At 73.3% G+C, this 23,305-nt stretch carries 20 protein-coding genes and 2 riboswitches; of the genes, 9 read left to right on the top strand and 11 right to left on the bottom strand.

Translation table 11 applies throughout. The annotated features are described in order from the left end of the window. The first annotated feature begins 314 nt into the window (after nucleotides 1–314). The gene (locus ACH5AR_RS14775; protein ID WP_396301770.1) at nucleotides 315–2,108 is read left to right on the top strand and encodes an AMP-dependent synthetase/ligase; all 1,794 of its coding nucleotides are present in this window, start codon (nucleotides 315–317) and stop codon (nucleotides 2,106–2,108) included. 74 nt (nucleotides 2,109–2,182) lie between these two features. On the opposite strand, the gene ACH5AR_RS14770 is transcribed toward ACH5AR_RS14775, so the two are convergent. After that, nucleotides 2,183–3,319, bottom strand: a complete 1,137-nt coding sequence (locus tag ACH5AR_RS14770; protein WP_396301769.1) for a glycosyltransferase family 4 protein — start codon at nucleotides 3,317–3,319, stop codon at nucleotides 2,183–2,185. 216 nt (nucleotides 3,320–3,535) lie between these two features. On the opposite strand from ACH5AR_RS14770, the gene ACH5AR_RS14765 reads away from it, so the two are divergent. After that, nucleotides 3,536–4,906, top strand: coding sequence for a glycosyltransferase 87 family protein (locus ACH5AR_RS14765; protein ID WP_396301768.1), 1,371 nt, complete (start codon nucleotides 3,536–3,538; stop codon nucleotides 4,904–4,906). Between the two features lie 15 nt (nucleotides 4,907–4,921). Here the strand turns inward: ACH5AR_RS14765 and ACH5AR_RS14760 are convergent, their stop codons facing one another. From ACH5AR_RS14760 to ACH5AR_RS14735, 6 genes are all read right to left on the bottom strand, one after another. Further along, nucleotides 4,922–5,896, bottom strand: coding sequence for a hypothetical protein (locus tag ACH5AR_RS14760; RefSeq protein WP_396301767.1), 975 nt, complete (start codon nucleotides 5,894–5,896; stop codon nucleotides 4,922–4,924). Nucleotides 5,897–6,126: 230 nt separating this feature from the next. Further along, complete coding sequence (locus ACH5AR_RS14755) at nucleotides 6,127–7,173, bottom strand: NlpC/P60 family protein (RefSeq protein ID WP_396301766.1); 1,047 nt, start codon at nucleotides 7,171–7,173, stop codon at nucleotides 6,127–6,129. A 227-nt stretch (nucleotides 7,174–7,400) separates the two neighbouring features. Further along, nucleotides 7,401–8,516 (bottom strand): NlpC/P60 family protein, encoded by a 1,116-nt coding sequence (locus ACH5AR_RS14750; protein WP_396301765.1) that lies wholly within the window; start codon nucleotides 8,514–8,516, stop codon nucleotides 7,401–7,403. Nucleotides 8,517–8,526: 10 nt separating this feature from the next. Further along, nucleotides 8,527–8,680, bottom strand: a riboswitch (cyclic di-AMP (ydaO/yuaA leader). Nucleotides 8,681–9,017: 337 nt separating this feature from the next. After that, on the bottom strand, nucleotides 9,018–10,055 hold the full coding sequence (locus ACH5AR_RS14745; RefSeq protein WP_396301764.1) for an NlpC/P60 family protein: 1,038 nt from the start codon (nucleotides 10,053–10,055) through the stop codon (nucleotides 9,018–9,020). Between the two features lie 199 nt (nucleotides 10,056–10,254). Then, nucleotides 10,255–11,682 (bottom strand): NYN domain-containing protein, encoded by a 1,428-nt coding sequence (locus ACH5AR_RS14740; RefSeq protein ID WP_396301959.1) that lies wholly within the window; start codon nucleotides 11,680–11,682, stop codon nucleotides 10,255–10,257. A 141-nt stretch (nucleotides 11,683–11,823) separates the two neighbouring features. Beyond that, nucleotides 11,824–12,087 carry a hypothetical protein gene (locus ACH5AR_RS14735; protein WP_396301763.1) on the bottom strand — a complete coding sequence of 88 codons (264 nt, stop codon included), beginning with the start codon at nucleotides 12,085–12,087 and terminating at the stop codon, nucleotides 11,824–11,826. Nucleotides 12,088–12,287: 200 nt separating this feature from the next. On the opposite strand from ACH5AR_RS14735, the gene ACH5AR_RS14730 reads away from it, so the two are divergent. Both ACH5AR_RS14730 and ACH5AR_RS14725 read left to right on the top strand, forming a co-directional pair. Then, nucleotides 12,288–13,115, top strand: coding sequence for a rhomboid family intramembrane serine protease (locus ACH5AR_RS14730; RefSeq protein ID WP_396301762.1), 828 nt, complete (start codon nucleotides 12,288–12,290; stop codon nucleotides 13,113–13,115). Further along, the gene (locus tag ACH5AR_RS14725; RefSeq protein ID WP_396301761.1) at nucleotides 13,112–13,393 is read left to right on the top strand and encodes an Lrp/AsnC family transcriptional regulator; all 282 of its coding nucleotides are present in this window, start codon (nucleotides 13,112–13,114) and stop codon (nucleotides 13,391–13,393) included. The genes ACH5AR_RS14730 and ACH5AR_RS14725 overlap by 4 nt, the downstream gene beginning before the upstream one ends. Nucleotides 13,394–13,396: 3 nt before the next feature. Here the strand turns inward: ACH5AR_RS14725 and ACH5AR_RS14720 are convergent, their stop codons facing one another. The 3 genes from ACH5AR_RS14720 to ACH5AR_RS14710 form a co-directional block, all read right to left on the bottom strand. Then, on the bottom strand, nucleotides 13,397–14,764 hold the full coding sequence (locus tag ACH5AR_RS14720) for an aminotransferase class V-fold PLP-dependent enzyme (RefSeq protein WP_396301760.1): 1,368 nt from the start codon (nucleotides 14,762–14,764) through the stop codon (nucleotides 13,397–13,399). A gap of 50 nt (nucleotides 14,765–14,814) precedes the next feature. Then, nucleotides 14,815–14,933: riboswitch (SAM riboswitch) on the bottom strand. Nucleotides 14,934–15,041: 108 nt separating this feature from the next. Then, entirely contained in the window at nucleotides 15,042–16,118 is a 1,077-nt protein-coding gene (gene trpD, locus ACH5AR_RS14715) for an anthranilate phosphoribosyltransferase (protein ID WP_396301759.1), read from the bottom strand. Between the two features lie 117 nt (nucleotides 16,119–16,235). Then, nucleotides 16,236–16,661, bottom strand: coding sequence for a hypothetical protein (locus ACH5AR_RS14710; protein ID WP_396301758.1), 426 nt, complete (start codon nucleotides 16,659–16,661; stop codon nucleotides 16,236–16,238). 396 nt (nucleotides 16,662–17,057) lie between these two features. On the opposite strand from ACH5AR_RS14710, the gene ACH5AR_RS14705 reads away from it, so the two are divergent. From ACH5AR_RS14705 to ACH5AR_RS14685, 5 genes are all read left to right on the top strand, one after another. Beyond that, complete coding sequence (locus tag ACH5AR_RS14705) at nucleotides 17,058–17,678, top strand: heme-copper oxidase subunit III (RefSeq protein ID WP_380696216.1); 621 nt, start codon at nucleotides 17,058–17,060, stop codon at nucleotides 17,676–17,678. Between the two features lie 187 nt (nucleotides 17,679–17,865). After that, the gene (locus ACH5AR_RS14700; RefSeq protein WP_396301757.1) at nucleotides 17,866–18,675 is read left to right on the top strand and encodes a c-type cytochrome; all 810 of its coding nucleotides are present in this window, start codon (nucleotides 17,866–17,868) and stop codon (nucleotides 18,673–18,675) included. Nucleotides 18,676–18,683: 8 nt separating this feature from the next. Continuing rightward, entirely contained in the window at nucleotides 18,684–19,736 is a 1,053-nt protein-coding gene (locus ACH5AR_RS14695; protein WP_396301756.1) for a Rieske 2Fe-2S domain-containing protein, read from the top strand. Next, entirely contained in the window at nucleotides 19,733–21,394 is a 1,662-nt protein-coding gene (locus ACH5AR_RS14690) for a cytochrome bc complex cytochrome b subunit (RefSeq protein WP_396301755.1), read from the top strand. The genes ACH5AR_RS14695 and ACH5AR_RS14690 overlap by 4 nt, the downstream gene beginning before the upstream one ends. A gap of 139 nt (nucleotides 21,395–21,533) precedes the next feature. Beyond that, on the top strand, nucleotides 21,534–21,905 hold the full coding sequence (locus ACH5AR_RS14685) for a GntR family transcriptional regulator (RefSeq protein ID WP_396301754.1): 372 nt from the start codon (nucleotides 21,534–21,536) through the stop codon (nucleotides 21,903–21,905). A gap of 19 nt (nucleotides 21,906–21,924) precedes the next feature. Here the strand turns inward: ACH5AR_RS14685 and ACH5AR_RS14680 are convergent, their stop codons facing one another. Further along, a complete protein-coding gene (locus ACH5AR_RS14680; protein WP_396301753.1) occupies nucleotides 21,925–23,181 on the bottom strand; it encodes an Ig-like domain-containing protein in 1,257 nt (418 codons plus the stop codon). Nucleotides 23,182–23,305 lie beyond the last annotated feature (124 nt).

Genomic DNA, 23,305 nt, shown 5'->3' with positions numbered 1-23,305 from the left:
CTCCGCCTCGTCCCTCTGCCTGCCGGTCCGGCCGGGGCGCGCTCGGCCCGGTCCGCCCGGAGCAGGCTACCGCGCCCGGTGGGCGGCCCGGCCGCGCGGTGCTCGCCCGACGGGCGGGCGGCAGGGGCGGGCGGGCATGTTACCGGCCGGTCGCGCGGCGCTGCCGTAGGGTGCCATTCGAACGACCCGGTCACGGCCAGGTCGGACCCGGCCGGGTGTGACACTTCGAACACCGGAGCCGACCCCTCTGGTCGAAGCTGCCTACCGGGCAGTAACGTCCTGCCGTCCCGCAGCGTCGCGAACGAGGAGCAGTCTTGCTCGACTTCAGCCTTCCGGCCCTCTACCAGGTACCGAGCGGCGGCAACCTCGCCGACCCGGTGCACCGGAACGCCGAGGAGCGCCCGGACGTCGCCGTGCTCAGCCGCAAGGTGGACGGCCAGTGGCAGGAGTTGACGTCGGTCCAGTTCCTGGCCGAGGTGCACGCCGCCGCGAAGGGCCTGATCGCGGCCGGTGTCGGACCCGGCGACCGGGTGGGCATCATGTCCCGCACCCGCTACGAGTGGACGCTGCTGGACTTCGCGATCTGGACGGCCGGCGCGATCACCGTGCCGGTGTACGAGACCTCCTCCGCCGAGCAGGTCGAGTGGATCCTCGGCGACTCGGGCGCGGTCGCCGTGATCACCGAGACCGACCAGCACGTGCGGGTGGTCGCCGAGGTCCGCGACCGGCTGCCGGGGCTGGAGCACACCTGGCAGATCGAGGGCGGGGCGCTCGCCGCGCTGGCCGCCGCCGGGCAGGACGTCCCGGACGCGACCGTCCACGAGCGCCGCCGGATCGCCGGCCCCGACGACGTGGCCACCATCGTCTACACCTCGGGCACCACCGGCCGCCCGAAGGGCTGCCGGCTGACGCACGGCAACTTCCTGGCCGAGTGCGGCAACGTGGTCGAGCGCCTGGCCCCGCTGTTCCGCACCGGCGACAGCTCCGTCCTGCTCTTCCTGCCGCTGGCCCACGTGCTCGGCCGGATCGCCGAGATCGCCCCGGCGATGGCGCCGATCAAGCTCGGCCACGTCTCCGACATCCGGGACGTCACCGCCGAGCTGGCCGCCTTCAAGCCGAGCCTGATCCTGGGCGTGCCCAGAGTGTTCGAGAAGGTCTACAACACCGCCCGCGCCAAGGCCCAGGCCGACGGCAAGGGCAGGATCTTCGACAAGGCCGCCGACACCGCGATCGCCTACAGCCGGGCGCTGGACGCGGGCGGAGCGGGCCTGGTCCTGCGGCTCAGGCACGCCGTCTTCGACAAGCTGGTCTACAGCAAGCTGCGCGCCGCCCTCGGCGGCCGGGCCACCCACGCCATCTCCGGCGGCGCCCCGCTCGGCGAGCGCCTGGGCCACTTCTACCGCGGCATCGGCTTCACCGTCCTGGAGGGCTACGGCCTGACGGAGACCTGCGCGGCCACCGCCTTCAACCCCTACGACAAGCCGAAGATCGGTACGGTCGGCCAGCCGGTGCCCGGTTGCTCGGTGCGGATCGCCGAGGACGGCGAGGTCCTCCTCAAGGGCCCGCACGTCTCCACCGGCTACTGGAACAACCCGCAGGCCACCGCGGACGCCTTCAAGGACGGCTGGTTCGCCACCGGCGACCTCGGCTCGCTGGACTCCGAGGGCTACCTGACCATCACCGGCCGCAAGAAGGAGATCATCGTCACGGCCGGCGGCAAGAACGTCGCCCCGGCCGTGATCGAGGACCGGATCCGCGCCCACGCGCTGGTCGGCGAGGTCATGGTGGTCGGCGACCGCAAGCCCTTCGTCGCCTGCCTGATCACCGTCGACCAGGACTTCTTCCCCAAGTGGAAGGAGCTCAACGGCAAGCCCGCCGACGCCACCGTCGCCGACCTCGCCGCCGACCCGGACCTGCTGGCCGCCCTCCAGAGCGCGGTGGACGACGGCAACGCGGCCGTCTCGCACGCCGAGGCGGTCAAGAAGTTCCGCCTGCTGGACACCGAGTTCTCCGAGGAGAGCGGCTACCTGACGCCCTCGCTGAAGCTCAAGCGCAACGTCGTGCTGAAGGACTTCGCGGCCGACGTCGAGGCGCTCTACCGCCGGTAGCCGCCCCGCCGACGGCTGCCGGACGGGCCCCGCCTCCCCGCGAGGGGGCGGGGCCCGTCCGCCGTCCCGCCCGCTCAGCCGGCCAGCAGCGCGGTCAGCCGCCCGGCCAGCAGGTCCCAGCGCCAGGAGCGCTCCACCCAGCGCCGCCCGGCCTCGCCCATCCGCCGCCGCAGCTCCTCGTCGCGCAGCAGCCGCACGATCCGCTCGGCCGCCGCGGGGGCCGAGCCGCCGGGCACCACGTACCCGGTCTCGCCCTCCAGCACCGCGTCCGGCGCGCCGCCGGAGTCCCCCGCGACCACCGGCAGGCCGGTCGCCGAGGCCTCCAGGTAGACGATGCCCAGGCCCTCGACGTCCAGCCCCCCGCGCCGGGTGCGGCAGGGCATCGCGAAGACGTCCCCGGCCCCGTAGTGGGCGGGCAGCTCCTCCCACGGCACCGAGCCGGTGAACCGCACCGCGCCCCGGACGCCGGTGGCGTCCGCGAGCTTCTCCAGGTCCGCCCGGTACGGGCCGCCGCCGACGATCAGCAGCACCGCGTCCGGCACGTCGGCGAGGATCTGCGGCATCGCCTCGATCAGGGTGTCCTGGCCCTTGCGCGGCACCAGCCGGGAGACGCAGACCACCACCGGCCGGTCCGCCAGCCCGAGCCGGCGGCGCACCTCGGCGCCCCCGGAGGCCGGGTGGAAGGTCGACTCGTCCACGCCCGGCGGCAGCTGGACCATCCGGGCCGCGGCCCGCGGCCCGACCGCGCCGGCGATCCGGGAGCGGGTGTACTCGCCCAGGTAGGTCAGCACGTCGGTGCCCGCGCCGATCCGGCGCAGCAGCTGCCGGGAGCCGGGCAGCTGGGCCCAGGCGGCCTCGTGCCCGTGGGTCATGCCCAGCAGCCGCCCGGCCCCGGCCCGGCGCAGCGCGGGCGCCATCAGCCCGAGCGGGGCGGCGGCGCCGAACCAGACCGCGTCGCACTTCTCCGCGCGCAGGATCTCGGCGGCCCGCCGGGTGACCCGCGGTGTGGGAACCATCACCTTCGTGCGGTCCCGGATCACCGGGAACGGCTGTTCCGCGTCGAAGCGGGCCACCTCGCCGCCGTCCCGCCACGTGGAGGCGTACACCACGACGCTGCCAGCGGGCTGACGGACGGCCATGTTGTGCACGAAGGCCTGGATGCCACCGGGGCGGGGCGGGAAGTCATTGGTGACGATCAAGGTTCTGTGCATCAGGCCACGGCTCGCTCGGTCGGGGGGTGCGCGGTGTACCGCTGGGTGATCCGTACGATAGGTCAACACCACGACCCGCCGGGAACGGAACCGCGCACGGCAACCGTTTGACCCCCGGGTCAGTCCTAGTACCTGGGCCGTCGTCCAGGACGCGGCCCGGGCGTCCGTCGGTACGACGCCTCCGGTGGGGACGTCCGAGACGAACGAGGGAGCGCAGTGGAATTGGCCCCGGCCACCGAGCCCGGTTCTCCGCGCGGCCGCCTCGGCCGCCCGATCGGGGCGCTCGCGGCGCTCGGCGCCACCTGGGTCGCCACCCGCACCCTGCTGGTGCTGCTGGCGACGGGCGTGCTGAAGGCACCGGGCGGCGACGTCACGGCGGACGTCTGGATGATCTACCACGCCTGGTTCGGGGTGCTCCAGACCGGTACCTTCCCGTTCGACGACGTGACCTGGCAGTACCCGCCGGGCGCCGCGCTGGTGATCCTGCTGCCGGGCCTGCTGCCCTGGTCGTACCTGGTCTCGTTCTGGGTGATCTGCGGGATCGCCGACGCCGCCGCGGCCGCGCTGCTGGTGCGCACCGGCCTGCGCCGGGGCCGGGCGCTGACCGGCGCCTGGATGTGGGTGGTGGGCGTCCCGCTGCTCGGCCCGATGATCTACAACCGCTTCGACGTCATCGTCACCGCGGTCGCCCTGGCCGGCCTGCTGGCGCTGATCCGCCGCCCGGCCGTCGGCGGGCTGCTGCTGGGCCTGGGCGGCATCGTCAAGATCTGGCCGCTGCTCGGCCTGATCGGCACCCCCTCGGGCCGCCGCACCCGCCGCTCCTGGACGCTGGCCGGGGCCACCGCCGTCTCGGTCGGCTTCCTGCTGGCGGCCGGGATGAACGGCGCCTTCGACTTCCTGGCCTTCCAGAAGGACCGCGGCATCGAGGTCGAGTCGCTCGGCGCGCTGCCGCTGCACTTCGCCCGGATCGCCGACGCCTGGGACGGCCGGGTCACCATGAACTACGGGTCCCCCGAGATGCTCGGGCCGTGGGTCAGCGTGATCAGCAAGGTCATGATGGCCGGTACGGTGCTGGGCTTCGCCTGGCTGCTGCTGTGGCGCTACACCTCCAAGCGGCGCAGCGCGGCCACCATGTACGACGCGGCGCTGTGCGCGCTGCTGGTCTTCGTGGTGACCAGCCGGGTGATCAGCCCGCAGTACCTGGTCTGGCTGGTCGGCGTCGCGGCGGTCTGCCTGACGGTGCGCAACAGCAGCCAGCGGCCGGTGGCGCTGCTGATCCTGCTCGCCTGCCCGCTGACCCTGGTCGAGTTCCCGACCGTGTTCACCCAGGTGCTGGCGAGCGACCCGGTGGCCGTCGCCGTCCTGGCCGCGCGCAACCTGCTGCTGCTGGCCGCGACGGTGCTCTCCTGCGTGCGGCTCTGGCGCTCCACCCGCGCCGAGGCCCCGCTGCCGGCGACCGTGGTGCTGGACCGCGAGCCCGCCGCGCTGCCGCCCGCCGGCTACCCGGTCCGCCCGGGCATCGCCTACGAGCAGGACCTGCTGGACGGCATCGACCGCCCGGGCGCCCGGGCCGAGCAGCGCCGCTGACCGGCCCGCCGGCCGTCAGCCCTTCAGCGCCGCCACCTGCTCCAGCCAGAGCCGGGTGAACTCCCCGAGGCCGACGCCCAGTTCACGGCGCAGCAGCCGGTCGGTGCGGCGCTCGCGGTCCTCGTCCTGCCCGTCGGCCGCGCCGACGGCCCGGTAGAAGGCGACCAGCCGCTGCGGCCCGTGGGTGCGGGCGACCAGGTCGCAGGCCAGCCAGGACTGCTCGTAGGCCTGGGCGATGCCGGTGGCGCCGGCCGTGAAGTCCCGGTCGGCGGGCAGCGCGACGGGCACCCGCCCCGCGGCCACGTCCCGGGCCAGCTCGGGGGCGATCTGCCGCGGGTCGCGGCCGGAGCCGCGGTAGGCCGTCCAGTCGGCGACTCCCTCGGAGAGCCACATCGGGGTCCAGGCGCGGGTGTCGGCCCTGGTCGCGACGTGGGTGGCCTCGTGGGTGACGACCACCTGGCGGCCGAAGCCGCTGAGCCGCCCGTACGCCTCCGGGTTGACCAGCACCCGGTCCGCCGGGGTGTGCCAGGGCGCGCCGGGGGCGGCGACGGTGACCGCCGCCATGCCCGTCCAGCCGTCCGGGTCGCCCTCCAGCAGCCGGGCGAACTGCTCCCCGGTGGCGGGCCGCTCCAGCAGCAGCCGCCCCGGCCAGGCGTCGCCCCAGACCTCGCTGACGGCGGGCACCGCCCGGTCCCCCACCGCGGCCAGCTCGGCCGGGTCGGGCCCGGCGGCCGGGCCGACCACCAGGCAGTGGGCGCCCGGCACCGACCGGAGCGGCCCGAAGTCCCACGGCGCGGGCGGCCCGCCGGCGCTCTCCTCGTGCTCGACCCGCCAGCCGTCTCCGGCCCGCACCAGGTCGATCCGGCGCGGGTACACCACCGGGGCGTCGTCGTACCCGGCGATCCGCACCGCCAGGTCGGCGGCGGCGGTCAGCCGCTGCGGGCCGCCGCCGGCGCCGAGCACCAGGTTGCGGTACCCCGCCTCGGCCACCGGCAGCCCGGCCCAGGGCGGCGCCGAGCGCGCCCGCTCCGCCAGGGCGGCGGCCGCCTCGGCCCGCAGGTCCGCCGCCCGGGCCGCGGGGGCCGCCGGGGCGGCCGGCGGCAGCGACAGCTGGGCCAGCCCGCCGGCCGCGAGCAGCAGCGCGCCCCGCCGGGACAGCGCGCGGCGCGGGCGGGGCCCGGGTATCCCGGTGGGGGCGGCGGGCGGGGAGGGCGGGGTGCTCAGAGCCGGACCACCCCGGAGACCGGCATGGCGGTGACGCTCTCGTAGCGGACCCTGGCGCCCGGGCGGGGGGCGTGCACGATCACCCCGCCGCCGGCGTACATGCCGACGTGGTGCATGTCCCGGTAGAAGATCACCAGGTCTCCCGGTTTCGCTTCGGACAGGCTGATCCGCTGCCCGGCGTACGCCTGGGCCTGCGAGGTCCGCGGCAGGGTCACCCCGGCCTGCCGCCAGCTGTAGTACATCAGACCGGAGCAGTCGAACGCGTTCGGTCCGGTGGCCCCGTAGACGTACGGGGAGCCGATCATCCGCACCGCGGCGGCCAGTGCGGCCGCCCCGCGCTCGGAGGCGGGCGCGGAGGTGCCGAGGTCCAGCCGGTCGGTGCCCCGGGTGGCGCGCCGCTCGGCGTCCCGGGCGTCCTGGGCGGTCAGCCGGGCCCGCTCGGCGGCGCCCAGGCCGTTCAGCAGCTTCTGCGCCCGGGCCAGCCGCTGCTGGATCTGCTGCTTGCTGTCGGCGATCGAGCGGCGGGTCTCGTCCAGCTCGGCGAGCTTGCCGACCACCTCGGCACGGCGCTGGTCGAGCCGGCGCTGCCGGGTGACCAGCTCGTGCAGGGCCTCCTGCTGGCGCACCGCGGCCTGGCCCTGGGAGCGGGCGCGCTCCAGGTAGCCCGCCGGGTCGGTCGAGAGGATGAGCTGGGCGGTCTGGGCCATCCCGCCGGCGCGGTACTCGGCCCCGGCCACCGTCGCCAGGTCCCCGCGCACCTCGTTGAGCTGGTCCTGGGCGAGGGCGATCTCGCCCTGGAGGATCGTGGTCTCGCCCTGGAGCCGGCGCTGGGCCTCCTGCGCCGCGTTGAGCTTCTCGGACGCCTGCTCGGCCTCGTCGTACAGCTGCTCCACCTGCGTCTTGACGTCCTGGCGGTCGGCCGGGTCCGGGCTGGCGGGGGCGGCCTCGGCGCTGCCCGCGGTGCCCGCGCCCAGCGCGGTGGCGGCGGCCGCGGTCAGCACCAGCGCCCGGGCGAGCAGTGGGGAACGGCGGTGCACGGGCATGGCGGCAGCGGCTCCAATCCTGCGGCGCGGCCCCCGCCGCCGCACCGGGGCGGGCGGCCGTCGAGCGGGAGTCCGGTGGCAGACGTTAGCGAGTCCGGGCAAGCGAGTCCAAACCCCTCCCGACCCGAATATTCACTCCCATATCGGACACCAGACCGATCCGCCGGAAAAGCCGCAGGCCCGGCCTTCCCTGGGGAAGACCGGGCCCGGAGGCGTCCGCGTGGGGGTCAGACCCGCACGATGGAGGTCAGCGGCATGTTGGTGACCGCCTCGTAGCGCACCGACGCACCCGGCTTGGGGGCGTGCAGCACCTGGCCGTTGCCCGCGTAGATGCCGACGTGGTGGGCGTCGCTGTAGAAGATCAGCAGGTCGCCGGGCTGGGCCTGGGAGATGTCCGTACCGATCCGGGTGCCGGCCCCCGCCTGCGCCTGCGAGGTGCGCGGCAGCGACACGCCGGCCTGGTTGTACGCCCAGACCATCAGGCCGGAGCAGTCGAAGGAGCCCGGGCCGGTGGCGCCCCAGACGTACGGGCTGCCGATCTTGGAGGCCGCGGCCGAGAGGGCGGCGGCACCGCGCGAGCTGCCGGCGGCCACCTTCACCGGGGCGGTGGTGGTGGGGGCCGCGAGGGTGCCGCGGCTGTTGTCGCGGGAGGCGCGGTCGGCCTGCTGCTGCTGGGCCTGGGCGGCGTCGGCCTTGGCCTTGGCGTCGGCCGCGGCCTTCTCCTCGGCCTGGCGCAGCGCCTGGCGGTCCTGCTCGGTCAGGGTGTTGAACAGGTCCTGAGCCGCCTTCAGCTTGCCCTGGACCTCGTCCTTGGAGGCCTTCAGCTGCTGGGTGGTCGACTCCAGCTCGGCGAGCTTGCCCTGGGCCTCGTTGCGGTCCTGGTCGAGCTTGCGCTGCTGCTCCTGGAGCTCCTTCAGCTGGCCCTTCTGGGTGCTGCCGGCCTGGTTCAGCGCGCCGGCCTGGCTGAGGAAGCTGTCCGGGGTGGACGAGAACATCAGCTGGACGGTCGGCGATATCCCGCCGTTGCGGTACTGCTCGCCGGCGATCTCGGCCAGGCCGCCCTGGAGTTCGGTGACCTGCGCCTGCTGACGCGCCACCTGGTCCTGGAGGCCGGAGACCTGCTTCTCCAGCTCCTGCTGCTTGGCCTGGGCGCCGTTGTAGGCCTCGGTCGCGACCTCGGCCTGCTCGTTGAGCTGGTCGACCTGCTCCTTGACCTGTTCCTTGGTCGGCTGCGGGTCGGCGTGGGCACCCTGCGCGGACAGGGCGACGGCCGCGGCGGCGACACCGGTCAGGATCGAGACGCGGGCCCGTCCTGCGGGCTTGGGACGACGATGGGACGCCACGAAGGCGGACTCCTTCTTCCTACGTCCGCCTACCGGGTGAGCTGACGGGTTCGGGCCGGAAGCATGCCCTACGACGCCTCACGGCCGTTTCACCGGCCGACCCGGCGCCGATTCACCCCGGAGGAACGTGGTTCCCCGGCTCCGCTCCGCAGCGCCCCCGAACACTGGGCTCCCCTGTCGGGCAGTCGCTTCGACCTGCCCCGCTGCCTCGCGAACTCGGCGGTAACCACCGCCGCCACCCTGGCTGGGCGATCGACAGTGCGGTGGTTCGGAGCATGACCCTAGTAACTGAACCGTGATCCGTTCAAATCCTTGTCAGAAAAAAGACTGAAGATTGCCCAAGTTCCTTTGTGAAAATGACCGATGGTGACCACTGCCGCACAGAAGGCTGATCGCTTCTCAGCATGTGGTCGGCAGGGGCCGGAAAGCCCGACGCCACCCCCGAGCGGGGGTGGCGCTTTTCACAGGGCCCGGCCGGGAGCCCCCGGGCGTGTCGGGCCGTCAGACCCGGCGGATGGTGTTGATGGACATCGCGTCGGCCTTCATCACCTTCACCACGTCCCCGGTGTGCGGCGCGTGGACCACCATGCCGTTGCCGATGTACATCCCGACGTGGTGCATGTCGTTGCCGTACACCACCAGGTCGCCGGGCTGGGCCTGGTCCAGCGAGGGCACCCGGGTGCCGTAGTGGCCCTGCTCCTGCGAGGTGCGCGGCAGCGAGACGCCCGCCTGGCCGTACGCCCACACCATCAGGCCCGAGCAGTCGAAGGTGGTCGACCCGGTGGCCCCCCACACGTACGGCGAGCCCTGCTTGCCCATCGCCTTGGCCACCGCCGTGGCCGCGTAGCCGCTGGCGGCCGGCAGGCTGTTGAGGTCGACCCGGTCGCTGCCGCGCGAGGCCCGGTCGGCCTGCGCCTGCTGGGCCCGCAGCGCGGCGCGGTCCGCGGCGCTCAGCGAGTTCAGCAGGTCCTGAGCGGCCTTCAGCTTGGCGTTCACGTCCGCCTTGGCCTGGTTCAGGTCCTTGGTGGTGGTGTCCAGCGAGGCGAGCACGGCGGCCGCCTCGGCCTTCTGCTGGTCCAGCCGGCGCTGCTGGTCCTGGAGGCCCTTGAGCGCCTCGGCCTGGCCGGCGCTGGCCTGCTGGACGGACGAGGCCTTCTCCAGGTAGCCGGCCGGGTCCGAGGAGAGCATCAGCTGGACGGACGGGTCGATGCCGCCGGTGCGGTACTGCTCGCCCGCGACCTCGGCGAGGCCGCCCTGGAGCTGGGTCATCTGCTCCTGGCCGCGGGCCACCTGGTCCTGCAGCTGCTCGGCCTGCTTGCGCAGCTGGCCGGCCCGCTCCTGGGCGCCGTTGTACTTCTCGGCCGCCTGCTCCTGCTCCTCCTGGAGCTGGTCGATCTGCGCCTTGACGTCCGACGTGTTCGGCTGGGGCGCGGCGTGCGCGGCCACCTGGGCGGAGAGGGCGACCGCGGTCGCCGCGGCAGCGGTGAGCACGGAGACCCGCGCGCGGCTCGGCTGCTTGGGACGGCGGTGGGAGGCCAAGGGACCGGCTCCTTCTTCCATCGGACTCACCTGATGGGATGAGATTCCCGAAAATAGGTTTGACGCCAGACCCTAGTGAAGATCTATCCGTTGTGCCACTCCCCCAATGGCATGAACTCCGCCACCGCACACTGACTCCACCGGACCGGCACAACCCCCCGACACCGCGCTGACCAGGCATCACGCGGTCCGGCCGGACTCAGGGCCGGGCCAGCCGGTTCAGCAGCAGCACCGACGCCACGGGGCGCGCGCCCGCCTTCCGCACGCCCTCCGCGACCTCCCGGTCGGTGGACACCACCACCACCGGACGGCCCTGCGGCTCGGCCCGCACCAGACGGCGGATCAGCTCGTCGGCCGTCTCCCCGGTCCGGCTGAACCGCACCCGGACGCCGCGCGGAGGCGCCATGATCACCGGGACGTCCAGGTCCTGCCCGTCGAACACGCAGGTGACCTCCGCCTGGGTGCGCTGGGCCAGCATCGCCAGCCCGCCCAGCAGCCGGATCCGCTGCTGCTCCAGCGGCAGCGTCGGATAGCCGGTCTTGGTCACGTTGTAGCCGTCCACCACGAGGTGCACCTGGGGGATCGCCAGCAGCTGGTCCAGCAGCGCCGGATCGTCCTCGGCCAGCCCGCGCCGGGCCACGTCGTGCGGCGAGGCCGCCCCCGGCACCACCGCCTCCACCAGGTCCGCCGGGCGCAGCTGGGAGACCGGCAGCGCCAGCTCCCGCTGGAGCCCCTGGGCCGACTGGAGCACGGTGTCCAGCAGCAGCCGCAGCCGCATGTCCTCGACGCTGCGCCCCTCACGGGCCGAACGGCGCCCCTGCTCGGCCGCGTTCTCCAGCTCCGAGACCCGGTGCCGGAGCCGGCGCGCCTCGGTCTCGGCCGCGCCGCGCTCGGCCGCGGCCTGCGCCTTCACGGCCTCCAGCTCGCCGGCCACCCGGCGGGTCTCGGCCTGCGCCCGGCGGGTGTCGCTCTCCAGCGACCGCACCTTCTTGCGCAGCGACTCGGCCTCCCGGCGGACGCCGTCGGACTCGGCCCGCTGCCGGTCCGCCTCCGCCCGCGCGGCGGCCCGCACCTCGGCCAGCTCGGCCTGGAGCTTCTCCACCAGCCGGGCCGCCTCGGCGGCCGCGTCCTCGGCGCCGGCCCGCTCGGCCTCCTCGCCCGCCTCGGCCACCAGCCGGCTCCAGCCCGCAGACCGCACCAGGTAGGCGGCCGCGGCCACGTCCATCGGGTCGGCCGCGCTCGGCACGGTGCCCGACTCCAGCGCCCTCACCAGGTCCGGCTGCCCCAGGCGCAGCCGCTCCGCTATCCGCACCCGGAAGGCCGGCTCCGCCTCCAGCGCCGCCGCCAGCGCGGTGGCCGCGTACTTGGCCCGCCGCGCCGGGGTGAACTTCACGTACTGACGCAGGCTCTGCGGGAGCTCGCCCGGCGGCAGCCCGCCGAGCGCGTCCGAGGCCAGGCCGACCACGCGCCGGCGCACGCCCTCGGGCAGCGGCCGGTCGAGCTTCTCGGCGACGCGCTCCGCCGCGGGCTCGGAGGGGGCGTCCGCCGTCCCGGCGGTCCCGGCCGGGGCTCCGGCCGCAGCGGGCTGAAGCCCCTGGGCTTCGCCGGGCTCCTTCGCTGCGTCCACCACGTCCTCGGCTCCGATCCTGGTCCAGCGGGGCACGGCCGCGACCGCCCCCTGTTCGTCACGCTCCGTGCGTCTTGTTCTGTATTGTCCCGTGCGGCGCGGGCGGGCGCGCCGTGCGCCCACCCGCCGCGGCGGCGGGGATCAGCCCTGCTCGGCGGGGGCCTGCGCCCCCTGGGCGCCCGGACGGGCCACCAGCTCGACCTGGTCCACCGCGTTGCACCAGCGGCAGCGCACCGACTCGACGGTCTCGCTGAGCACCTCGGTCTCCTCGACCTTCGACTCGCCGGCCAGGTCGAAGTGCAGGAACTCGGTGACCCGCGCGGTGCGGGTCACGTCGAAGCGGGTGAGGTTGCCGCACAGGGTGCAGCGCCAGCGCGTCTCGGCGGTCAGGGCGGGGACGGTCATCGGGGGTCCTCTCGGGTGGTCCCTGCGGGGGCAGGCGCTCCCCCCGGAGCCCCGGCGTCGGCGGCGGGAGGCGGGAATGCCCGCCCCAAGCCTATTGCCTGGGGCAACCGTCGCGACCACCGGTCGCCACAACACAGGCCCTAGTCCACCTGCCGTAAACCGCCGTGTCACCCGCGCCGCCCGGAGGGATGCTTGGCGGCATGGCACTCGCGGCCCCCGACCACACCGCCGCCCGGGACGGCCGCCCGGCGGCGGCCGTCCCCGCGGTCAGCTACGCCCTGATCGCGCTGAACACGCTGGTCTTCCTGCTCGGCCCCGCCGCCGGGCTCAACCCGCTGTACGGCAGCGGCCGGGCGCGGGTCTGCGCGGAGCAGCGCTACGAGCAGCGCTGGGGCGCCGTCCCGGCCGAGGTGCTGGCCGGACGCCCGCTGACCGCCGGGCAGCTGGCCGAGGCCCCCGACCCGGTCCCCGGCTGCCCGGCCGCCCCGACCCCGGGCAAGCACCCGGCGCTGTCCGTCCTCACCGGGCTGTTCGTCCACGCCGGCTGGCTGCACCTGCTGGGGAACCTGCTCTTCCTCCAGGTCTTCGGCCCCACCGTCGAACGGCGGCTGGGCCGGGCCCGGTACGCCGTCTTCTACCTGGCCGCCGGCAGCCTGAGCACCTACGGCTTCGCGCTCGCCGAGGCGCACTCGCCGGACTCCACGCGGGTGCTCATCGGGGCCTCCGGGGCGATCGCCGCGGCCCTCGGCGCCTACCTGCGCCTGCACCCCCGGGCCAGGGTGACCACCCTCGTCCCGCTGCTGCTCTTCCTGCCGCTGCGCTTCCCCGCCTGGCTGGTGCTCGGCCTCTGGTTCGCCCTCCAGTGGTGGTCGGTGCACACGGCCGGTCCCGGGGTGGCGTACCTGGTCCACGTGATCGGCTTCTCGGCCGGGTTCCTCTACGCCTGCACCGTGGTCCGCCACCCCCCGAGACGACCGGGCCGACGCCCGATACGCTGGCGGCACCCCACAAAGGAGCCCGAACTGTGATCACCGCCATCGTCCTGATCAAGACCAGTGTCGACCGCATCCCGGAGATCGCCGAGTCCATCGCCGCCATCGACGGCGTGAGCGAGGTCTACTCGGTGACGGGGGGCTACAACCTGGTGGCGATGGTGCGGGTGCGACGCCACGACGACCTGGCCGAGGTCATCCCGGGCCGGCTCAACAAGGTCCCGGGCGTGGCCGACACCGAGACCCAGATCGCCTTCCGCACCTACTCCCAGCACGACCTGGAAGCCGCCTTCGCCCTCGGCCTGGACGAGTAGCCGTCAGCCCTCGCGCCTGGTGTCCGCGACGCAGCGCCCGCCCTCGTTGCGGTAGTTCCAGGAGGCGCCCTGCGTGACCAGCTCCCGGACGGCGGTCAGGAAGCGGTCGACGTGCTCGTCCGGCGTCCCGGCGCCGAAGCTCACCCGGATCGCGTTCAGGCTGCGCTCGCCCGGCAGCGAGGGCTCGGGCGCCCCGCACTCGGACGGGGCGACGTCCTCGTCCCCGAGCAGCGTGCGCACCAGCGGGTGCGCGCAGAACAGCCCGTCGCGCACCCCGATCCCGTACTCGGCCGACAGCGCGGCCGAGAAGTGCGAGCTGTTCCAGCCCTGGACGACGAAGGAGAGCACGCCGACCCGGGCGGAGCCCTCACCGAACAGGTTGAGCACCTTGACCTGCGGGATCCCGGCCAGCCCGGCCGTCAGCCGGTCGATCAGCTGCTGCTCGCGGGCCTCCAGCGCGTCGAAGCCGGCCTCGGTCAGCGCCCGACAGGCCGAGGCGATCGCGTAGGCGCCGATGACGTTCGGCGAGCCGGCCTCGTGCCGGGCCGGGCCGGTGTGCCACTGGACGGCCACCGAGCCGTCGGTCTCCCGGGCCACCGTGCGGGTCGCCCCGCCGCCGGCCAGGTACGGCGCGGCCGCGTCCAGCCAGTCCGCCCGGCCGGCCAGCACCCCGGCGCCGAACGGCGCGTAGATCTTGTGGCCGGAGAAGGCGATCCAGTCGACGTCCAGCTCGCGCACCGAGACCCGGTGGTGCGGCGCCAGCTGGGCCGCGTCCAGCACCACCCGGGCGCCGTGCCGGTGGGCGGCCGCGGTCAGCTCCGCGACCGGCCACAGCTCGCCGGTCACGTTGGAGGCGCCGGTGACGCAGAGCAGCTTGGGGCCCTCGGGCGCGTCGGCGAGGGCGGCGTCCAGCGCGGCCACCGCCTCGGCCCGCGAGCGCGGCGCCCGCAGGTAGGTGACGGCCAGTCCGGCGTGCGCCCAGGGCAGCAGCGAGGCGTGGTGCTCGGTCTCGAAGGCGAAGACCCGGGTGCCGGCCGGGACGGCCGAGGCGAGCAGGTTGAGCGAGTCGGTGGTGGCCCGGGTGAAGACCACCTGGTCGCCCTCGCGCAGGTCGAGGAACTCGGCGACGGTGCGGCGGCTCTGCTCGAACAGGTCGGTGGACAGCTGCGAGAGGTACCCGGCACCGCGGTGGACGCTGCCGTAGTACGGCGCGTAGGCGGCGACGTCGTCCCACACCCGCTGGAGCGCCGGCGAGCTGGCCGCGTAGTCGAGCGCCGCGTAGCCGACCTTCTCACCGCTGGCGAGCGGGACCTGGACGTCGGCGCCGAGGACGGCGAGCGGGGCGAGGGTTTCGGTGGTGAGGGACGACATGGGGATGCACTCCTTCTGGGGTCAGGGACCCGGGGAGTGCTCGTCGCCGGTGTCCGCGCTTGCCGCACGGACGGTTTGCCGTGGCGACCCGGTCCTCACCCAGGGCACCCCGCCACGGACGGAGGGTTGCCGGACAGCCAGCTGGGGCTTGGCGCTGTCACTCATGACCTGGCGAAGACTCTAGGCCGCGCCCGTCGGGCGGTCAAACGGGCGTCCGGCATCCGGACAGCACCGGAGCCCGTGCCGGCGCACCGGCACGGGCTCCCCAACTACCGCCTCAGAGGCGGCTGGTGGCCTCCGACCAGCGCCGCAGCAGATCCTGCGCGGCACCGGAGTCGATCGCCTTCGCGGCCCGCTCCATGCCGGCCGCCAGCTGCCCGGTCAGCGGCGCGTCGCCCAGGTCCAGCGCGACCAGCGCCGCCGCCGTGTTCAGCAGGACGGCGTCCCGGACCGGCCCGTGCTCCCCGGCCAGCAGCCGCCGGGCGACCTCGGCGTTGTACGAGGCGTCCGCCCCGCGCAGCGCCTCGATGCCGACCAGCTCGATGCCCACGTCCCGCGGATCGAAGGCGGTCTCGGTGACCACCCCGTCGCGCACCAGCCAGACCTGCGAGGTGGTGGTGATGGTCAGCTCGTCCAGCCCGTCGTCGCCGCGGAAGACCAGCGCCGTGGAGCCCCGCTCGGCGAGCACCCCGGCGATCAGCCCGGCCAGCCGGGTGTCGAAGCAGCCGATGGCGTGCGCGGAGACCTTCGCGGGGTTGGTCAGCGGGCCGAGGATGTTGAAGGAGGTCGGTACGCCGAGGTCGCGCCGCGCGGTGGCGGCGTGCCGCATCGAGGGGTGGAACCTCGCCGCGAAGCAGAAGGTGAGCCCGACCTCCTCGGCCACCTCGGCGACCCGCCGCGAGGAGAGGTCCAGCGCCACCCCGAGCTTCTCCAGCACGTCCGAGGAGCCGCTGGTCGAGGAGGCCGACCGGTTGCCGTGCTTGACCACCTTGGCGCCGGCGGCCGCCGCGACGATCGCCGACATCGTGGAGATGTTGACGGTCTTCGCCCGGTCGCCGCCGGTGCCGACGATGTCCACCGCCGGGCCGGGGATCTCCAGCGGCTCGGCGTGCGCGTACATCGCGTCGACCAGACCGCCGATCTCCTCGACCGACTCGCCCTTGGCCCGCAGCGCGACCATGAACCCGGCCACCTGCGCGGGCGAGGCCTCGCCGCTCATGATCCGGTCCATCGCCCACGCGGTGGACGCGCGGTCGAGGTCCTCCCCCTCCAGCAGCGCCGCCAGGAGGTCCGGCCAGGTGCGGACCACCTGCGCGGGGTCGCTACCGCCGTTCGCAGGGTTCACGTTCACCATGGCTGACTCCAGCTGTTGTCGGTTCCCCGCCCAGGGGGACGCCCGTACGGACAGGAGCCAGCCTATCGAGCGAAGCTCTCGCCACGACCCCCCTCTTCCGGTTGCCCGGGGCGGGGCTCAGCGGACGGCCGGAGTCCGCTTCGCCAGCCGCGCCCGCAGCAGGGTGGCGACCGCCCCGGCCAGCGCCACCGGCTCCACCGGGTGGGAGATGGCGGCGTCCGCCCGGCTCCAGGCGGCGAGCCAGGAGTCCTGCGGCCGGCCGATCAGCACCAGCACCGGCGGGCAGCCGTAGATCTCGTCCTTGAGCTGGCGCCCGAGGCCCAGCCCGCCGGCCGGAACGGCCTCGCCGTCCAGCACGCAGAGGTCCACTCCCCCCTTCTCCAGCGCCCTGAGCACCGCGGGGGTGGTCGCGCACTCCAGGTAGGACAGTTCCGGAAGGTCCTCGGCGGGCCGGCGGCCGAGCGCCGTCAGCACCTGCTCGCGGGTGTTGCGGTCGTCGCTGTAGACGAGGACGGTGAGCGTCTCGTCGGTCGTGTACGCCATGGACCCTGCTCCCTCAAGTGTGATCCGGACCACGTTCGCCTGATCCGGATGCTACTCCGGATCACCCGCCGCCGAGCCCCCCTCGCGCACGTTCCTTCCCGGCCGGCCCCGCCCCGGGCTCACCCACCCGGAGGACGGCCCGTCACCCCCGCCCGCCCGGTCCACCCGTACGGCCGCCCCGGGGCCCGCTCCCCTATCCCGCGCCGCTGCTCCGACCGTGCACCGACGCGCCGGGCAACCGGGTCGTAGGCTGCCCCGAGGAACCATCAGAAAAGGGACACGCCGCTGCTCAGCCCCCGCCCGGGCACCCCGCCGCCGCCCAAGCGGGCATACCGCACGCACCGGACACTCCGAGGGACACCCCCCGACGTGAAGACGGAATAAGGGACCGACATAATGTCCGTCGTGGCGACAGCAACAGCAGTAGAAACCGGGCACGCGCACGGATCGGTCAACCGGCCGAACATGGTCAGCGTCGGAACGATCGTCTGGCTCAGTTCCGAGTTGATGTTCTTCGCGGCCCTCTTCGCGATGTACTTCACGCTCCGCTCCGTCAAGGGGCCGGAGTTCTGGACCGAGAAGGCCCACGCCCTCAACGTGCCCTTCTCCTCGGTCAACACCACGATCCTGGTGCTCTCATCGCTCACCTGCCAGCTCGGCGTGTTCGCGGCCGAGCGCGGTGACGTGAAGAAGCTCCGGGCGTGGTTCATCCTCACGTTCGCCATGGGCGCGGTCTTCATCGGCGGCCAGGTCTTCGAGTACACCGATCTGGTCAAGAAGGACGGCCTCTCGCTGTCCTCCGACCCGTACGGCACGGTGTTCTACCTGACCACCGGCTTCCACGGGCTGCACGTGACGGGTGGTCTGATCGCCTTCCTGCTGGTCCTGGGACGGACGTACGCAGCCAAGCGCTTCACGCACGAGCAGGCCACCGCCGCGATCGTCGTGTCGTACTACTGGCACTTCGTCGACGTCGTGTGGATCGGCCTGTTCGCGACCATCTACCTGATCAAGTAACCAGCTGATCAGGTCGCTGGCCACCGGCAGCGGCCCCCGCCCTCACCGGCGACGGGCCGCTTCTGCCGGTGCCGACGCTCCCACCGACCGACCGCGCGCGCAGCCCTAGACGGGCAGCCTCGTGCCGGCCAGACCGGCCGCCGGGTGCACCCACCAGTCGACCAGATCCTGACACCGGGGTTATTCCGTGAAAAAGCTCTCCGCACGACGGCGCCACCCATTGGCGGCGCTGGTCGTCCTACTTCTCGCCCTGGCGGCAACCGGGGGGCTGTACGCCGCGTTCGCGCCCGCCGAGAAGGCGCAGGCCGACGTCGCCGCGCAGTCGCTCGCGATCGATGAGGGCAAGAAGCTCTTCGCCGTGGGCTGCTCCTCCTGCCACGGCCTGAACGGCCAGGGCAGCAGTGACGGTCCGAGCCTGGTCGGCGTCGGCTCCGCCGCTGTCGACTTCCAGGTCGGCACCGGTCGCATGCCCGCCCAGCAGCCCGGCGCGCAGGTCCCGCGCAAGAAGAACATCTACACGCAGGCCGAGATCGACCAGCTCGCCGCCTTCGTCGCCTCCCTCGGCCCCGGCCCGGTGACCCCGAAGGAGGAGCAGTTCACCTCGACCAACCCCGAGGACATCTCCAAGGGTGGCGAGCTGTTCCGCACCAACTGCGCCCAGTGCCACAACTTCGCCGGCCAGGGTGGTGCCCTGACGAAGGGCAAGTACGCCCCGTCGCTGGAGGGCGTGGACGCCAAGCACATCTACGAGGCCATGCAGACCGGCCCGCAGAACATGCCGTCGTTCCCGGACACCACCATGCCCGAGGAGCAGAAGAAGCAGATCGTGGCCTTCGTCCGCCACACCACCAACGATGAGCCCAACCCCGGCGGTCTCACCCTGGGCAGCCTCGGTCCGGTGACCGAGGGCCTGTTCGGCTGGATCTTCGGCCTCGGCACGCTCATCGCGGTCGCGATCTGGGTCGCCGCCCACACCACCAAGGCCAAGAAGTCATGAGCCACGACATGTCAGAAGAGAAGCTCCCGGAGCCGCACGGCTCCGCCGGCGAGGTGGCCGAGCACGGCAGCCCGTTCGCCGACCCGGGCCTGCCGGCCCACGAGCCCCGTCGCACCGACATCGACGAGAAGGCCGCCTCGCGTGCCGAGCGCCAGGTCTCGCTGATGTTCGTGGTCTCGATGCTCGCCACCGTCGGCTTCATCGCCTCGTACGTGGCCATCGACCCGGACAAGATCGTCTACATCTTCCCGCTGGGCCACGTCAGCGCGCTGAACTTCGCGCTCGGCCTGACCCTGGGCGTGGCGCTGTTCATGATCGGCGCGGGCGCGGTCCACTGGGCCCGCACCCTGATGTCGGACGTCGAGATGCCGTCCGAGCGCCACCCGATCGAGGCCTCCGACGAGGTCCGCGCGGACGTCATCGAGCAGTTCAAGACCGGCGCCGCCGAGTCCGGCTTCGGCCGCCGCAAGATGATCCGCAACACCCTGATCGGCTCCATGGCGCTGGTCCCGCTCTCCGGCGTGGTCCTGCTCCGTGACCTCGGCCCGCTGCCCGAGAAGAAGCTCAAGGAGACCGGCTGGAAGGAGGCGACCGAGGCCAAGCCGCTGCAGCTGGTCAACATGAACACCATGCAGCCGATGAAGCCCGAGGACATCGTCGTCGGCTCGCTGACGTTCGCCATGCCGGAGGGCCTGTCCACGCACAGCGAGGACTTCCAGCAGCGCATCGCCAAGGACGCGCTGATGCTGGTCCGCATCGCGCCCGAGGACATCAAGGACGAGAAGTCCAAGGAGCTGGGCTTCGAGGGCATCCTGGCCTACTCCAAGATCTGCACCCACGTCGGCTGCCCGATCAGCCTGTACGAGCAGCAGACCCACCACGCGCTCTGCCCCTGCCACCAGTCGACCTTCGACCTGGCGGACGGCGCCCGCGTCATCTTCGGCCCGGCCGGCCACCCGCTGCCGCAGCTGAAGATCACCACTGACGAGAAGGGCAACCTGGTCGCCACCGGCGACTTCGCTGAGCCCGTCGGCCCGAGCTACTGGGAGCGTGCTCGATGAGTAGCGCGAGCAGCACCACGACCGGTGCCGCCAAGCCCTCCAGCACGCGTGAGAAGCCCGCCAACAAGTGGGAAGCCGCGGCTGACTGGACGGACGGCCGGCTGGGGATCTACTCCCTCGCCAAGGCCAACCTGCGGAAGATCTTCCCGGACCACTGGTCCTTCATGCTGGGCGAGATCTGCCTCTACACCTTCGTCATCATCATCCTGACCGGTGTCTACCTGACGCTGTTCTTCAAGCCCTCGATGGCCGAGGTCGTCTACGACGGCTCGTACGTGCCGCTCAAGGGCATCCCGATGTCGGAGGCGTACGCCTCCACGGTGGACATCAGCTTCGAGGTCCGCGGCGGTCTGCTGATCCGCCAGATCCACCACTGGGCCGCCCTGGTCTTCGTGGCCGCGATGCTCGTCCACATGATGCGCGTGTTCTTCACCGGCGCGTTCCGCAAGCCGCGTGAGATCAACTGGGTCTTCGGCTTCCTGCTGCTGGTCCTGGGCATGTTCGACGGCTTCTTCGGCTACTCGCTGCCGGACGACCTGCTGTCGGGCACCGGTATCCGCTTCATGGAAGGCGCGATCCTCGCCGTCCCGCTGATCGGCACCTACGTCCAGATGTTCCTGTTCGGGGGCGAGTTCCCCGGCCACGACATCGTGCCGCGCTTCTTCACCATCCACGTGCTGCTGATCCCGGGCATCATGCTCGGCCTGCTGGTGGCCCACCTGATCCTGGTCTTCTACCACAAGCACACCCAGTGGGCGGGCCCGGGCAAGACCGAGAAGAACGTCGTCGGCATGCCGCTGATGCCGGTCTACATGGCCAAGGCCGGTGGCTTCTTCTTCCTGGTGTTCGGCCTGATCGCGGTCATCTCGGCGATCGCCACGATCAACCCGATCTGGGCGTACGGCCCGTACCGCCCGGACCAGGTCTCCACCGACGCCCAGCCCGACTGGTACATGGGCTTCTCCGAGGGCCTGATCCGCGTCATGCCGGGCTGGGAGATCAGCGTCTGGGGCGGCCACACCCTCAACCTGGGTGTCATGGTCCCGCTGGCGATCTTCCCGCTGGTCCTGGTCTCGATCGCGGCCTACCCGTTCATCGAGGGCTGGATCACCGGCGACAAGCGCGAGCACCACATCCTGGACCGCCCGCGCAACGCCCCGGTCCGCACCGCGCTGGGCGCCGCCTGGATCAGCCTCTACCTGATCCTGCTGATGGCCGGTGGCAACGACCTGTTCGCCACCCACCTGCACCTGTCGATCAACTCGGTCACCTACTTCGTCCGCGTCGGCTTCTTCGTCGTCCCGGTCGTCGTCTTCATCGTCACCAAGCGCTGGTGCCTCGGCCTCCAGCGCCGCGACAAGGAGAAGGTGCTGCACGGCCGCGAGACGGGCGTCATCAAGCGCCTGCCGCACGGCGAGTTCATCGAGGTGCACGCCCAGCTGCCGCAGCAGGACCTGTACAAGCTCACCGCGCACGACCAGGTCCAACCGGTCGAGCTGCCGGCCCAGACGGACGAGAACGGCGTGGCCCGCAAGGCCGGCGTCCTCACCCGCACCCGGGCCAAGCTCTCCCGCGGCTTCTACGGCGAGGGCAGCCAGATCCCCAAGCCCACCGCCGAGGAGCACCACGAGATCACCAGCGGCCACGGCCACCACTGATCCCGTACGCACCACAGCGAGACCCCGAGGGCCGCTGACCGGAGTCCTTCCGGTCAGCGGCCCTCGGGCTGTCCGGCCACGGTCCGCCGTCCGGCCCCGCCGGCCCCTCCCGTATCCGTCCGCGCCCCCAGGAGCCCCCGTGCAGCTCTCCGTCGACCCCTCCTCGGCCACTCCCCCGTACGAGCAGATCCGCTCCCAGATCGCCGAGCGGGCGCGGTCCGGCGAGCTGGCCACCGGGCTGCGGCTGCCCACCGTCCGGGCCCTGGCCGAGGAGCTGGGGCTGGCCGCGGGCACCGTCGCCCGGGCCTACCGCGAGCTGGAGGCGGACGGCGTGGTGGAGACCCACGGGCGGCGCGGCACGCTGATCGCCGCGACCGGCGACGCCGCCCACCGGCTGGCCGCCGAGGCCGCCGCCGAGTACGCCGCCCGGGCGGGCCGGCTGGGCGTCTCCCACGCGGACGCGCTGGCCGCGGTGGAGACCGCGCTGCGGCTGGCCTACCCGCAGGACTGACCGCTGTGCCGCCGCCCGCTCAGAGCTCGGGGCGGATCATCCCCGCGGCGGGGGCCCGGCCGGCCGGCGCGGCGGTGCTGACGGGCTGTCCGGTGGCGCTGTGCTTGACCCAGTCCGTCCACTCGACGTTCCAGTCCCCGAAGCCGTTGCCGAACGGCTCCATCTCGCCGCCGCGGCTGTTCACCACCGTCACCGGGTCCCCCACCCGGGTGTGCTCGTAGAACCACTGGGCGTTGCCGGTGCTCATCCCGGTACAGCCGTGGCTGACGTTCTCGAGGCCCTGCGAGCCGACCGACCAGGGCGCCGCGTGGACGTACTCGCCGCTCCACGTCACCCGGGTGGCCCACAGCACGTCGAGGTCGTAGGCCTCCTTGCTGCCCGCCGCTATGCCGATGGTCTCGCCGTTCATCCGGACCGACCGCTCCTGGCCGAGCACCACCTTGACGCCGTTGCGGGTGTCGAAGCCGGGCTTGCCGGTGGTGACGGGGATGGTCCGCTGCACCTCGCCGTCGCGCTTCAGGGTGAGCTCGTGGGCGGCCGCGTCGATCACCGACTCCACCCGCTCGCCGATCCGCAGCTTCAGCGAGCTGCGGTCGCCGCCGTAGAGGCCGTCGGCGATCCGGCTGCCGGTGCCGTCGAAGGCCAGCGAGACGGTCGTCCCGGCCGGCCAGTAGTCCTCCGGACGGAAGTGCAGGTTCCGGTCGTCCACCCAGTACCAGGCGCCGGTGACGCCGGGCTGGGAGGTGACGGTCAGGGCGCGCTCGACCTCCTGGCGGGCCTGGGGGTCCTTCACCGCCTCGGAGAGCTGCACGGTGAGCGGCTGGCCCACCCCGTAGACGCCGCTGCCGGAGGAGTCCGGGCCGAGCTTGGCGGTGAGCAGGCGCTGGGCGGCGAGGGTGCTGAAGCTCGCCGTGGTGTCGCCGCGGCCGCCGCGGCCGTCGTCGGCGGAGATCCGCACCGTGTACGCGGTGGCGGCCTTCAGCCGGCCGGTGGTCTGCCAGCTGCGCTGGTCCTCGGCGAGCTTGCCGGCGACCACCCGGCCGTCCGGGCCGACCACCGTGACGTCGGTGAGCCGGCTGTCCTGGACGGCGGTCACGGTGACCGGCTGGGAGGGGTCCGCCCCGCTGTCCGCCGAGAGGTGGACCAGCGGGGCCGCGTCGATCCGGTGGGGGCCGGTGGGCCCCTCCTCCGGGGCCGTGCAGGCGGCCAGCGGGGCCAGCACCGCCAGGGCCAGCGAGATGCCGCCGAGAGCTGCGATTCCACGCCTGTCGGCCATGGCCGCCTCCGAAGGTTCGCACGATTGATCAGATCGTAGGAACGCCTCGGGGGGAAGCGACATCCGAGGGACCGCCGGTTCACCCGCCGGAGTGAAGGCGTCATCCCGGGGACCCAGCCGAGCG

Origin of the sequence: Kitasatospora sp. NPDC018619, assembly GCF_044391605.1 — a bacterium.
In the GTDB taxonomy this organism is placed as follows: domain Bacteria; phylum Actinomycetota; class Actinomycetes; order Streptomycetales; family Streptomycetaceae; genus Kitasatospora.
Note: the sequence above shows the minus strand (reverse complement) of the source record. Positions and strands in the feature narration are given on the sequence as shown.